The sequence below is a fragment of the Modicisalibacter luteus DSM 23508 genome, assembly GCF_000378505.1.
Classification (GTDB): domain Bacteria; phylum Pseudomonadota; class Gammaproteobacteria; order Pseudomonadales; family Halomonadaceae; genus Modicisalibacter; species Modicisalibacter luteus.
Window position 1 is genome coordinate 41,573 of sequence record NZ_KB899998.1, and the last position, 12,433, is coordinate 54,005.

At 60.6% G+C, this 12,433-nt stretch carries 12 protein-coding genes; 8 read left to right on the forward strand and 4 right to left on the reverse strand.

Annotation, left to right across the window (positions count from 1 at the left end):
- Positions 1-61: 61 nt before the first annotated feature.
- Positions 62-2,611 carry a heavy metal translocating P-type ATPase gene (locus F568_RS0114915; RefSeq protein ID WP_040476434.1) on the reverse strand — a complete coding sequence of 850 codons (2,550 nt, stop codon included), beginning with the start codon at positions 2,609-2,611 and terminating at the stop codon, positions 62-64.
- Positions 2,612-2,862: 251 nt separating this feature from the next.
- Complete coding sequence (locus tag F568_RS0114920; protein WP_019019552.1) at positions 2,863-3,309, reverse strand: MerR family transcriptional regulator; 447 nt, start codon at positions 3,307-3,309, stop codon at positions 2,863-2,865.
- Between the two features lie 276 nt (positions 3,310-3,585).
- Between F568_RS0114920 and F568_RS0114925 the strand changes: the two genes are divergently transcribed.
- From F568_RS0114925 to rimI, 8 genes are all read left to right on the forward strand, one after another.
- A complete protein-coding gene (locus tag F568_RS0114925; protein WP_019019553.1) occupies positions 3,586-4,857 on the forward strand; it encodes an OmpP1/FadL family transporter in 1,272 nt (423 codons plus the stop codon).
- A gap of 200 nt (positions 4,858-5,057) precedes the next feature.
- Positions 5,058-6,156, forward strand: a protein-coding gene (gene prfB / locus F568_RS24995) for a peptide chain release factor 2 (protein WP_156817458.1) whose coding sequence is annotated in 2 segments (ribosomal slippage) — positions 5,058-5,132 and positions 5,134-6,156 — 1,098 coding nt in all. Because the reading frame shifts where the segments join, the coding sequence is not laid out codon by codon here.
- Between the two features lie 179 nt (positions 6,157-6,335).
- Positions 6,336-7,838 (forward strand): lysine--tRNA ligase, encoded by a 1,503-nt coding sequence (gene lysS, locus F568_RS0114935; RefSeq protein ID WP_019019555.1) that lies wholly within the window; start codon positions 6,336-6,338, stop codon positions 7,836-7,838.
- A 74-nt stretch (positions 7,839-7,912) separates the two neighbouring features.
- Positions 7,913-8,299 (forward strand): hypothetical protein, encoded by a 387-nt coding sequence (locus F568_RS0114940; protein WP_019019556.1) that lies wholly within the window; start codon positions 7,913-7,915, stop codon positions 8,297-8,299.
- Positions 8,300-8,363: 64 nt separating this feature from the next.
- Positions 8,364-9,746 carry an MFS transporter gene (locus F568_RS0114945; RefSeq protein WP_019019557.1) on the forward strand — a complete coding sequence of 461 codons (1,383 nt, stop codon included), beginning with the start codon at positions 8,364-8,366 and terminating at the stop codon, positions 9,744-9,746.
- Positions 9,747-9,809: 63 nt separating this feature from the next.
- Positions 9,810-10,121, forward strand: a complete 312-nt coding sequence (locus tag F568_RS0114950; RefSeq protein ID WP_019019558.1) for a BolA family protein — start codon at positions 9,810-9,812, stop codon at positions 10,119-10,121.
- Positions 10,122-10,961: a hypothetical protein gene (locus tag F568_RS22980; RefSeq protein WP_019019559.1), complete on the forward strand. Its 840-nt coding sequence runs from the start codon at positions 10,122-10,124 to the stop codon at positions 10,959-10,961. It begins immediately after the preceding gene.
- On the forward strand, positions 10,945-11,406 hold the full coding sequence (gene rimI, locus F568_RS0114960; RefSeq protein ID WP_229804288.1) for a ribosomal protein S18-alanine N-acetyltransferase: 462 nt from the start codon (positions 10,945-10,947) through the stop codon (positions 11,404-11,406). Before F568_RS22980 ends, rimI begins: the two co-directional genes overlap by 17 nt.
- 39 nt (positions 11,407-11,445) lie before the next feature.
- On the opposite strand, the gene F568_RS0114965 is transcribed toward rimI, so the two are convergent.
- Positions 11,446-11,646 carry a cell division protein ZapB gene (locus tag F568_RS0114965; protein ID WP_019019561.1) on the reverse strand — a complete coding sequence of 67 codons (201 nt, stop codon included), beginning with the start codon at positions 11,644-11,646 and terminating at the stop codon, positions 11,446-11,448.
- A 70-nt stretch (positions 11,647-11,716) separates the two neighbouring features.
- Positions 11,717-12,346 carry a 16S rRNA (guanine(966)-N(2))-methyltransferase RsmD gene (rsmD, locus tag F568_RS0114970; protein ID WP_019019562.1) on the reverse strand — a complete coding sequence of 210 codons (630 nt, stop codon included), beginning with the start codon at positions 12,344-12,346 and terminating at the stop codon, positions 11,717-11,719.
- Positions 12,347-12,433: the final 87 nt, after the last annotated feature.

The window sequence follows — 12,433 nt, forward strand, 5'->3', positions numbered from 1 at the left end:
CCCCAGAACCACCAGACGATCAGCGCGATCAGCGTGATGCCACCGAGGTTGACTAGCCAGCTCATACACTTGCCTCCTTCAGGGGCGCCTTGGTAGTGCGGCGAGTGGCGCGCTGCGCGGCACTTGGGCGAAACAGCCGCAGTCGGTTGGCGTTGCTGACGACCGTCACCGATGACAACGACATGGCGATGCCTGCAATCACCGGGGACAGTAATAGGCCGGTAAAAGGATAAAGCACGCCGGCAGCGATCGGGATGCCCAGGCTGTTGTAGCCGAAGGCGCCCCACAGGTTCTGCTTGATGTTGCTTAGTGTAGCCCGGCTAATCTCGATGGCATCGGCAATGCCGTGCAGCGAGCCGCGCATCAACGTAATTCCCGCGCTTTCGATGGCGACATCAGTTCCCTGACCGATGGCAAAGCCAACATCGGCTTGAGCCAGGGCGGGGGCATCGTTGATCCCATCACCGGTCATGCCGACGATCTCGCCGGCACGCTGCAGACGCTGAACCTCAGCGTGCTTGTCCTCGGGCATCAGCCCGGCGCGGTAATCGTCGATACCCACTTCACGGGCCACGGCGGCAGCGGTATGGGCATTGTCGCCCGTCAGCATGATTACTCTTAGTCCATCGGCCTGCAGGCGGCGTACGGCCTCGATACTATCGGCACGTAGCGGATCGCTGATACCGAACAGCGCTACCAGGGAATCATCCACAGCGAGGTAGACGACGGTGCGCGCCTCGGCTTCAAGCTCTCGGGCCCGGCGCTCAGCCTGGCCCAGCGTAATGTCGGCTTCGTCGAGCAACGTGGCATTGCCCAGTCGCAGCCGTTCCCCATGGGGGCCAATGGCGGTGACACCACGTCCGGTTACGGAGACGAAATCCCGTATCGTGACAGGCTCGATGTTCCTCTCCTCGGCATAACCCAGCAGGGCTGCTGCCAGCGGGTGTTCGGAGCCACGCTCCAGCGCGGCTACCAGACCCAGCACATCGCGTTCCTCGCCAGCGAGTACCTCTGCATCGGTGACTCGCGGCTTGCCTTCGGTGAGTGTGCCGGTCTTGTCGACGATCAAGGTGGTCAGGTGGCTGGCGGTCTGCAGGGCCTGGCCGTCACGGATCAGGATGCCATGCTCGGCGGCCTTGCCCACGCCGATCATGGTCGAGATTGGCGTCGCCAGGCCCAAGGCGCAGGGGCAAGCAATGATCAGCACCGTAGTGGCGGCAACCAGCATATGAATTATCTGTGGCTCGGGACCGAAGTTATACCAGGCCAATGCGGTGATGACGGCAACGATCATGACGCTAGGCACGAAGATCGCCGAAACCTGGTCGGCCAGTTCGCCGATCGGCGGACGTGAATTCTGTGCCTTGGCAACTTGGTCGATGATACGGCCCAGGCGCGTGTCGGCGCCCACATGCGTGGCACGGTAGACCAGCCCTCCGCGGCCGTTGACGGTGCCGGCACTGACTTCGTCGCCGGGCTGCTTGGCCACCGGCAGGGGTTCGCCGGTGAGCATCGACTCATCGATGTGGCTGCTGCCTTCCTCGACCTCGCCATCCACTGGCAGGCGTTCACCGGGGCGCACGCGGATACGGTCGCCGGCGCGCACCTCGTCGATGCCGACCTCGCGTTCCTGCCCGTCCCGGATGACCCTTGCGCTACGCGTCTGCAGATCGAGCAGCCGCTTGAGCGCTTGGCTGGTGCGACCGCGTGCCTTGAGCTCCAGGCCTTGGCCGAAGCTGATCAGGCCGATGATCATTGCGGCCGCCTCGAAGTAGAGCCCGCGCGCCGCGACGGGAATCGCCTCGGGAAACAGGACCACGATCATCGAGTAGATCCAGGCGGTACCCGTCCCCACGGCGATCAGCGTGTCCATGTTGGCCTGATGATGACGAAATGCCTTCCAGGCATTGACGAAGAATCGCCGCCCGGCGGTGGCCAGTACCCCAAGGGTTACCAGACCGACTACCAGCCATAGCCAGCGCTCGCTGCCGGCCAGATGCGGATGGTGAAAGAACATGCTGAACATCAGCGGAATGCCGACACCCAAGCCCAGTGCGGTGTCGCGCAGGCGTTGGCGATATTCACGAGCCTCATTGACTTCACGGGTCTGTTCGGCCTGCCGTAGGTCCTCGATCACTTCGGCGCCGTAGCCGGCTTCGACCACCGAGCGGATCAGCTGGGTCGCATTGGCGTCGCCATAGACCTGGGCGGTACGCGAGCCGAAGTTGACCTCGGCGCGGCGCACGCCGGGCGTATCGTCGAGTGCCTGCTGGATAGTACGCACACAACCGGCGCAGGTGATCCCCGTCAGCGACAGGCGAATCATATCGTCTTCCGCTGTTTTGTCCTGTGTTTCCTGCGATGTGTCAACTTGTGACGGAGCGGGGGGCTCAGGGGGCGTATCACTGTGTGTGCTCGTATCGCTGACGGAACTCAGGGGCGTTTCGCTGGGCGGGTAACCAGCCTCGCGGAGCACGTCGTCGAGCGTATCACCGTCAAGCACGGTAGTGACGTCGAGGCGTTTCTCGGTGGGTGTGCCCACGACCTCGGCCTCGGCATCGCGGGCTTCTATAGCGCGACGCATCTTGCTGACACAGCCTTGGCAGCTCATGCCCTCGATGTGACGTAGATGGTGGGTGCTGTTCGGCTTGTCTTCCGGTGACGGCGGATAACCTGCCTCATGCAACACAGCGTCCAAGGAATGCTCATCGAGCACGGTAGTCACATCGAGGCGCTTCTCGGCGGGCGTGCCCACGACCTCGGCCTCAGCATCATGGGCCAGGATGGCGCGGCGCATATTACTCACACACCCTTGGCAACTCATGTTGTCGATATGTCGTGAGAGATGATTGGCTGGCGCGGTCATTGGCAGCCTCCTGTAGGGGTTCGCGGCCCGGCACACTCGCCGTCGGGAAGGTTCTCGATCAGACGGCAGAGGCTATGCCCATCCGGCACGCCGTCGGGCATGTCTCGCCAAGTATCCAGGGCCTGTTCCATGCGGGCAGCCAAGGCCTCGAGTTCGGCAATACGCTGGCGGATCGTGGGTAGGCGCTGGGCCAAAAGATCACGTACCAGAGGGCAGGGAGAGTCGCCCTGATCGGCATGCTCGAGGATGTCGCTAATCTCCTTGACACTGAAGCCCAGCGTTCTTGCGCGCTGAATGAAGCGCAGGCGATTGAGATCGCCTCTGTCGTAAAGTTGATAGCCATTGTCTGGGTTACGGCTAGGTGACAACAGACCTTCGCGTGTGTAGTGACGTACTGTTTCGGCCGTAACGCCGGCCGCCCTGGCCAATTCACCGACTTTCATGGCTGACCTCCTGCTCGAGATAGTCTCAGTGTAGAACCTGGGGGTAACACCTAGGTCAATGAAGCAGGTCAAGGAATAAAGCAGCCAGCCGATAAACCGGGCATGCCTGAGCCCCGATAACGCGGAAGGCTGCGCTGATAATGCGTCTACTACTAATGGATGGGTGTTCAACCGATTAAAACGGTCGTTTGTTCTTGACTTGATATTGTTCATCAGCCAAAACGGTTAGGCAGACTGCCGTTGCGTATGAGCAGATCGGTTATAACGACTAGCCTCATGGGAACAGATTTCGAGAAAACTATGCACAATAAGATTAACAATCTCACCGTGGCCATCGCTGTTGCCGCAGCAGGAATGTCCGGTCAAGCCGTGGCTGGTGCCTTCCAGCTCAACGAACAGAGTGTCAGTGCCCAGGGAAATGCCTTCGCCGGAAGAACTTCCAACGTCCAAGATGCTTCCATCGTCTTTGGCAACCCGGCGGGCATGTCATTCCTGGATAGGGCGCAGGTGACAGCGGGCGCGACCTATCTGGATGTAAATACTGACATTAGTAATGCCTCAGGAACTGCCGAAGGGACAAATGAAGGAGATATGGTGCCGGGGAGTACGATTCCCTTCGGCTACTATGTCCAGCCAATCAATGACAACTTGCACTTCGGTCTTGGTGTCTACGCTCCTTTCGGGGTAATCACCGATTACGAAGACAGCTTCGAGGGGCGCTACTTTGGCAACTACAGTGAAGTCGAAGTGGTCACTGTCCAGCCGACACTGTCGATCAAGTTCAGCGATCAGGTCTCGGCAGGGTTCGGAATTACATATAACCGCATAAAAGGTGAACTTGAGAGCGCAACTCCAGACCCAACCACATCAGGTGTCCTGGGAGAGGGGAGGATCAATGTGCAGGGCGACGATGAAGCTTATGGTTTCACCTTCGGTATGATGTATAGGCCGATCGAATCGACAATTTTAGGTGTGACCTATCGCTCGGATGTCGATTATGAACTTGAAGGTGATCTTGGTACCACGAATGTCTTAGGCGGTTTGGTGCCTAACGGATCTTATGACGCATCATTAGATATTTCATTGCCAGAAACCATCGACTTTTCATTGACTCATAATCTCAATGACCGCTGGACAGTGATGGCGGGTGCAGCGCTGGTTAAATGGAGTAGCTTTGATCGTCTGACGGCCGAGAATAATATTCTGCCGATAGACGAGCCTCAGGACTACGAGGATGCGTGGCAATATGCGCTAGGATTGTCCTACCACGTCAACCCGGCGCTTACGCTACGCACTGGAGTTGCCTACGATGAGTCGCCGATCAGCGATGAAGTCCGCACCGTACGTGTGCCGTCCGGGGATCGCACCATCTTCTCGCTGGGTGCCGGCTGGACACCCACGCCGAACCTGACGCTGGACGTCGCCTACACTTATCTGACTGAAGATACCGCGCCGGTCAGCATGTCCGATCCGAGTCGCGGCACCTATGAGGCCGACTACGAGAACGAGGCTCACGGCTTTGGCGCCCAGGCGACCTACCGTTTCTGATCTGCCTCGCTATACCATCGACCCGGTCTCACGGCCGGGTTTTTTTGTGTCGATTCCTGTATGGGACTTCGCTACCTGTCATGCTAGGGCCTGTTGGTGCGGGATGGTCGCTGGTGATCACTTTCGCTACAATAAACGCCCTTTGCCGGTACCACGTACCGGCCTCGAATACTTCCCGCAGGACGCCAAACAGGACGACCATGCAAGAGATCAATCCGATCAACAACCTCATCAAGGACCTGTCCGAACGGACAGACGTCCTGAGGGGGTATCTTTGACTATGCCGAGAAGAAGGATCGGCTAGAAGAAGTCTCCCGCGAGCTCGAAAACCCCAACGTCTGGAATGATCCCGACTATGCCCAGAAGCTGGGCAAGGAACGCGCCTCTCTGGAGGCCGTCGTCGAGACCATCGATGCCTTGGATCGTGGCCTGGTGGACAACCAGGAGCTGCTCGAGCTGGCGGTGATGGAAGAGGACGATGCAACCGTCGATGAGGTCCGGAAAGAACTCGCGCACCTGGACACGCTGCTCGAAAAGCTCGAGTTTCGGCGCATGTTCTCTGGCGAGATGGATGCCAATAACGCCTATCTCGACATTCAGTCCGGCTCTGGCGGCACCGAGGCCCAGGACTGGGCCAACATACTGCTGCGCATGTACCTGCGCTGGTGCGAGCATCATGGTTTCAAGACGGAAATCGTTGAGATTTCCGGCGGAGAGGTGGCTGGCATCAAGTCGGCGACACTCCATGTTCAGGGTGATCATGCATTCGGCTGGCTGCGCACAGAGACCGGTGTTCATCGCCTGGTGCGCAAGAGCCCGTTCGATTCCGGTGGTCGCCGTCACACCTCGTTTGCCTCCGTGTTTCTGTCACCGGAAATCGATGACGACTTCGAAGTCGAGATCAATCCGGCCGACCTGCGTGTCGATACCTACCGTTCCAGCGGGGCCGGTGGTCAGCACGTCAACACGACCGACTCTGCCGTGCGTATTACCCACGAGCCGACTGGCGTGGTGGTGTCGTGCCAGACCCAGCGCAGCCAGCATGCCAACCGCGACTTCGCCATGAAGCAGCTCAAGGCGAAGCTGTGGGAGCTGGAAATGCAGAAGCGCAATGCCGCCAAGCAGGAAGCCGAGGACAGCAAGGCTGACATCGGCTGGGGTAGCCAGATCCGCTCCTATGTGCTCGATGACCAACGCATCAAGGATCTGCGTACCGGCGTGCAGACCAGCAACTGTGAGAAGGTGCTGGATGGGGATTTGGATCAGTTTATCGTGGCCAGCCTCAAGCAGGGGCTCTAAGCCGGCGCAATTGCGCTCGCCGAGGCGGTGTTATGAAGCGGCTCACCATGCTCATTGACACACAAGTCAACTGCGCTGGCTTGCCGCTTCATGCCTAGCCTCGGCATCGCTCATGACGCGCCTCGGCTGGGCGTTAACCGCTCCAAGTTACGACGATTTTTTTATTCATAGGCAGAGCAATGGCGAACCAGGATTCTCCCCAGCACGATGAAAACCACCTGATTGCGGAGCGTCGCGCCAAGCTGGCAACGCGTCGCGAAATGGCCGCGGAGCATGGTGGTAGTGCGTTCCCTAACGATTTTCGACGCGATAGCCTAGCGGCAGAGCTGCAGGCCGAGCTGGGCGGGCTCGACAAGGCCGAGCTGGAAAGCCATGGCCGCCAGGCCGCAGTGGCGGGGCGCATCATGCGCAAGCGCGGGCCGTTCATCGTTATCCAGGACGTCTCCGGCCAGATTCAGCTCTATGTGGATAAGAAAGGCCTGCCCGAAGAGGTCCTTGAAGACATCAAGGGTTGGGATATCGGTGATATCGTCGGCGCGCGCGGGCCGGTACACAAGTCCGGCAAGGGCGATCTGTACGTGATGATGGTCGAGGCCAAGCTGCTGACCAAGAGCCTGCGCCCGCTACCCGATAAATTCCATGGCTTGACTGACATGGAGGCGCGTTACCGTCAGCGCTACGTTGATCTGATCATGAATCCCGAGTCGCGGCGGGCCTTCGAGGTGCGCGCCGGGGTAATCGCCTCGATCCGGCGTTTCTTCGAAGCGCGTGGCTTCATGGAAGTCGAGACGCCGATGCTGCAGCCGATCCCCGGTGGGGCCACGGCGCGCCCGTTCATTACCCACCACAATGCGCTGGACATCGACATGTACCTGCGCATTGCGCCCGAGCTGTATCTCAAGCGCCTGGTGGTGGGCGGCTTCGAGCGGGTCTTCGAAATCAACCGCAACTTCCGCAACGAAGGGCTTTCGACGCGTCACAACCCTGAATTCACCATGCTTGAGTTCTACTGGGCCTACGCTGATTACAAGGACCTGCTCGATCTGACCGAGGAGATGATCCGCAACGCTGCTCAGGAAGTGCTGGGAACCACCGTACTCACCTATCAAGGCACCGAGTACGATCTGGGTAAGCCGTTCCGCCGCCTGACGCTGCGTGAGGCTATCCTCAAGCATGGCGACGACATCGCCGACGCCGATATCGATACCCTCGAGGCAGCCCGCGATACGGCCATGAGGCTGGGGCTTCAGGTCAAGGAGGGTTGGGGGCTCGGCAAGCTGCAGACCGAGATCTTCGAAGAGGTTGCCGAGCATCAGCTCGACCAGCCGACCTTCATCATCGAGTACCCGGCTGAGGTCAGCCCGCTGGCACGGCGCAACGATGCTAACCCGTTCGTCACCGACCGCTTCGAGTTCTTCGTCGGCGGCCGTGAGATCGCCAACGGTTTCTCTGAGCTCAACGATGCCGAGGACCAGGCTGAGCGCTTCGCTGCCCAGGTGGCCGAGAAAGACGCCGGGGATCTCGAGGCGATGTACTACGATGCCGATTATGTTCGCGCGCTGGAGTACGGCTTGCCTCCGACGGCGGGTGAGGGTATCGGGATCGACCGGCTGGTGATGCTGTTCACGGACAGCCCTTCGATTCGCGATGTGTTGCTTTTCCCGGCGATGCGACCGGAATAGTTGGTAAGTCGTGCGGCGAGCGACCATAATGGTCAGCGTTTCGATGCCGAGACCGCATGTCGAGGAGACTCCCGATGAAACTGCTCAACCGTTCCGCGCTGAGCGTCAAGCCAACCCAGGCGTTCGTCGACTGGATCAACTCGCTGGAGCCGATGGTCGGCAACGATGACCTGACCATCGATGACATCGATCGCGAGAACACCGTCTATCTCATTCCCGAGATGGATACCGAGGAAGCGCTCGACGCTTGGGTGCGTGAGCGTTACATGGATATCCTCGAGAATGAATTGCGCGCCTGGGAGGAGGACGAACGGCAGTGGCCCGAGTCCATCGATTGGGCGTTGTTCCAGCGTTTCCTGTCGGTCGAACATAGCTATCTTGCCATCGACCTTGACGATGAGGCGCCGCTGGAGATCGCCGACTTCGACGATGCGATACTGCTGGAAACCGATGAAGAGTAAACAGCGCTAGTCTGCATTCATCCCGTGAAATGATTCGATCTGCCCGGCTTTGCCGGGTTTTCTTATGCTATTAAGACGACTTTTCGAGACGCGTCCCGGCGACGATGGCTTGCCGGGGCCGCAGCGCAAGCTTGCCTTGTTGGTACTGGTCATGGGAACGCTCATGGCTGTGCTGGATGGCGGCATCGTCAACATTGCCCTGCCTACGATGGCTCGCGAGTTGCAGGTCGCCGAGTCGCGCATCGTCTGGGTGACCAATGCCTATCAGCTGGTGACGGCGGCGTCGTTACTGACCTTTGCAGCCCTGAGCCGTCGAGTCGGCCGACACCGGGTGTATATGGGTGGGCTGGCGGTGTTCTCGCTGGCCTCGTTGTTCTGCGCACTTTCCGAGTCTCTGAATACGCTGCTGATGTCACGTATCCTGCAGGGGATCGGCGCTGCGGCCATGCTCAGCATCGGGCCTTCCATGTACCGGGTCATCTTCCCGTCTCGTCTGTTGGGTTCCGCTATCGGGCTGGGGGCATTGGTCGTGGCGTTCGGCATTGCTTCAGGGCCGTCGCTCGGTGGCCTGCTGCTGGCGGTGGCCAGCTGGCCGTGGTTGTTTGCCATCAATGTGCCGGTTGGGTTGGTCGCATTGTGGCTGGCGAGCAGGGCGTTGCCGCGTGAGGCGGCGCAGCCGGGACGCCTCGATTGGCAGGGGGCCGTGCTGTCGGCCGGCATGCTGGGCAGCTTTGTGTATGGTATCGATCGGCTGGGCCATGGTGCGCCTGCCGTCGAGGTTGTGGCCCTGCTGGCGACGAGCATCGTGTTGGCGAGTTTATTCGTTTGGCGCCTTCGCCGTGCGCCGCGTCCTCTGGTGCCACCGGCGCTGTTCGCCGAGCCACGCTTTTCCTACGCAGCGGTCATCTCCATGTTGGCGTTTACAGCCAACGGGGCCGCATTCGTTGGCTTGCCGTTTTTCTACCAGAACCTGATGGGACTATCTCCGTGGCAGGCAGCGCTAATGTTTACGCCGTGGCCATTGGCGCTGATGTTTGCCGGTCCCATGGCCGGGCGGCTGGCGGATCGGGTCAATCCCACCAAATTATCATCGCTGGGGCTGGGCATCTTCCTGATGGGCATGCTGTCATTGGCTCTGATGCCTGATACGGCAGCGCCGCTGGACGTAATCTGGCGTACGCTATTATGCGGGCTGGGGTATGGGCTGTTCCAGGCACCCAATAACCGCGAAATGATCGGTAGCGTACCGCTGGAACTGAGCGCCAATGCCTCGGGGGTGCTCGCCTCGGTGCGCACCTTCGGTCAGTCACTAGGTACCGCACTGGTCGGTATCGTCTTGGCATTATCGTTCGGTTCGCTGCAGATGGCCCTTTGGTTGGGCTGCGTTTTTGTGGTGGTCGCGCTGTCGTTGAGCCTTTGGCGCATCCCACTGGCAGCTCGCCACTGAACATATCGTCCGACCCGGACGACACGTTACAATGATTGCTTCGCCACAGGAGGCCAAACAGGCATGAGCATCCAGGCACAGATCGAAACCAAGTTGCAGGCCCTCGAGCCCGTCTACCTGGCCGTGGAGAACGAGAGTCATATGCACCACGTGCCGCCCAACTCTGAAACACATTTCAAGGTGACTCTGGTGTCGTCCCGCTTCGAGGGGTTGATGCCGGTGAAGCGTCACCAGCAGGTCTATGCCATTCTGGCCGACGAAAAGGCTGGCCCGGTCCACGCCCTGGCACTGCATCTCTACACACCTGAAGAGTGGGAAGTGCGTGGTGGGGCGCGCCCGGACTCGCCCAACTGCCGGGGCGGTGGCGACCGCTGAATGACCACTGAACCGCAGCGCTCGCAGTATCTCGAGGCCATGGGGCTGACCGCCTGGGTCAGCCGCTATCGCCTGCCGAACGCGGCCGAAACGCCGGCTTGCGAATGGCTTGAGCCCGAGGTGCCTGCCGAGCGGCCACCAGCGCAACGCCTGCATGCGTTGCTCGATACGCCGGTCGAAGCGCCTCCGCGTTCGCCAGCGGAAGCGGCACCCGCTGCGCCCCAACGGCAGCGTAAGCGGGCTCGGGGATTGCTCGAGTCCGAGGGGTTGGTGGAGGTTACCGAACAGACACCGTCTACAGCGCCGGCTTCGGAGGCGGTGCCGGCCGAGGCCAACAAGGCCCGCCCGCAGGAGTCGCTGCGTTTCACGCTGCAGATCGCTGCCCTGGACGGGCGTTGGCTGGTAATAGTGCCGCATCGTCAGTCGCTGGATGAGACGAGTCGTCGTTTGCTTGACAACCTGCTTCAGGCGGCCGGCATCTTACCCAGGAATCCGCCGAGCTTTCAGGAGTTCCGTTGGCCGGTCGTGGACGGGGCGCCTGTCGAGTCGCCGCTTGACGAGGCATGCGATGGGTTGCGGGCATTCGTGGAAGGTCAAAGCCGGCGTGGCTGGCGTCCTGAGCGCGTCCTGGTCTTCGGCGAGGACACAGCTCTCACGCCCGTCCTGGCGTTGATGGAAGGACGCTGTGGCCTGCTGGGAATCGATGGTTGGCAAGGGCCGGCGCTGAAGGAGTTGGCACAGTCACCCGCCGCCAAGCGAAGGCTTTGGCGTACCTTGGTCAATTGGCGCCATGCCTGGCATGAGGCGAAAGATGGTGAGCCCGGTGACGCAACGTCCTGAACGGCTGACGCTTGATGATCTGCCAGGCTTGGTGGCGCTGGAGCGCGAAGGTCAGTCCCATCCATGGTCGGAAGCCCTGCTACACGAGGCTTTTGTCGACGAGCGGGCCCAAGTCTGGGGCCTAAAAATGACCGACGGTCTGAAGGGGTTCGCCGTTTTCTATCGGCTGCCTTTCGACGCCGAGTTGCAAGCGATTACCGTCGCTCCCCGGATGCGTCGTCAGGGGTTTGCCACAACCTTGTTGGAAACGGGAATTGCCCAAGCGAATGCGTGGGGCAGTGAGCGTTTGCTGCTCGAAGTCCGCGCCTCGAACCAGGCTGCCATCGACATGTATCGGCGAGCGGGGTTCCTGCGCGACGGGGTGCGACGTGGATATTACGATAGCAAGGAAGGGCGCGAGGACGCGTGGCTCATGTCGTTGAGGCTAGCTGCCGGCAAGGCGTGAGCCCAGCCGGCGCAGAACAGCAGGAGCGCTTACTTGTATTCAGGAGACGCTGGTTTCGCTGCTTTCTAGCTCACGGAACTTTTCCAGCAAGCCATTGAGACGACGCTCCCATTCCTGATGCTCCTGCTTGAGACGGGCATTCTCCTCGCGGAGCTCCTCGGCCTCCATTTTTAGCATTTCTAGCGATTCGACCGCATTGGCGACTTTCTGCTCGAGCTGATTGAAGAGTTCGATACTCATCCTATTCTCCTGATGTCTTGCGTAGTCTGGCACGACTGGCCAGCCGCCAGCGTACGCTGCGTCCTGCCGCTCAGCAAGCGTCTCCAGAGGCTGACGGCGAGCGCCGATAGAGCCTACCATGGCTATCGCCCGCCTTGACTTCTCGGTGCAGCGTCCAGCGTCCCGGCACTTGGGGTGGCAGGCTTGACTCGGTCTCGACGTAAATCAGCGCATCGTCGTCCAGCCAGCCGCGGCGTTCGAGCAAATCGCAGGCCGGTCCCGCCAGGTCCTGGCGAAACGGTGGATCAAGAAACACAACGTCAAATGGCGTGGCGGGTTCGTCCAGGAAGTCGAGCGCATCTCGCACTACGACCTGGCCGGTAGCGCCCAGCGTGGCCAGGTTGGTCTCGATCAGGCGTGCAACCTCGGCATCGGTTTCGACGAAGTGCGCCTGACTGGCACCGCGCGACAGGGCCTCCAGGCCGAGTGCGCCAGTGCCGGCGAAGAGATCCAGAACGCGATGACCGGCCAGGTCGAAGGCCAGCCAGTTGAACAGGGTCTCACGGACCCGGTCGGGCGTGGGGCGCAGGCCGGGCCTGTCTGCCACCGGCAGCAGTCGGCGGCGGAAGCGGCCGCCTATGATGCGTAGCTTGCCGCGCGGCCGATCCGAAGCGGACGCCGTAGGGCGATAGCGATTGCGGGAAGAACGTTGTCGGGTCATGGTCGCTGGATTGTACGTGTGCCTTATCCACAGTGGTAGTGCACAGTGATAGGATGGATCGATTCCCAGTCTCTACAGTATAGAATT

Coding starts and splice junctions, on each gene's coding strand:
- F568_RS0114915 (WP_040476434.1), bottom strand. CDS start 2,611: ATGAGCTGCCAAGGCTGTGTCAGCAAGATGCGTCGCGCTATAGAAGCC.
- F568_RS0114920 (WP_019019552.1), bottom strand. CDS start 3,309: ATGAAAGTCGGTGAATTGGCCAGGGCGGCCGGCGTTACGGCCGAAACA.
- F568_RS0114925 (WP_019019553.1), top strand. CDS start 3,586: ATGGGAACAGATTTCGAGAAAACTATGCACAATAAGATTAACAATCTC.
- lysS (WP_019019555.1), top strand. CDS start 6,336: ATGGCGAACCAGGATTCTCCCCAGCACGATGAAAACCACCTGATTGCG.
- F568_RS0114940 (WP_019019556.1), top strand. CDS start 7,913: ATGAAACTGCTCAACCGTTCCGCGCTGAGCGTCAAGCCAACCCAGGCG.
- F568_RS0114945 (WP_019019557.1), top strand. CDS start 8,364: ATGCTATTAAGACGACTTTTCGAGACGCGTCCCGGCGACGATGGCTTG.
- F568_RS0114950 (WP_019019558.1), top strand. CDS start 9,810: ATGAGCATCCAGGCACAGATCGAAACCAAGTTGCAGGCCCTCGAGCCC.
- F568_RS22980 (WP_019019559.1), top strand. CDS start 10,122: ATGACCACTGAACCGCAGCGCTCGCAGTATCTCGAGGCCATGGGGCTG.
- F568_RS0114965 (WP_019019561.1), bottom strand. CDS start 11,646: ATGAGTATCGAACTCTTCAATCAGCTCGAGCAGAAAGTCGCCAATGCG.
- rsmD (WP_019019562.1), bottom strand. CDS start 12,346: ATGACCCGACAACGTTCTTCCCGCAATCGCTATCGCCCTACGGCGTCC.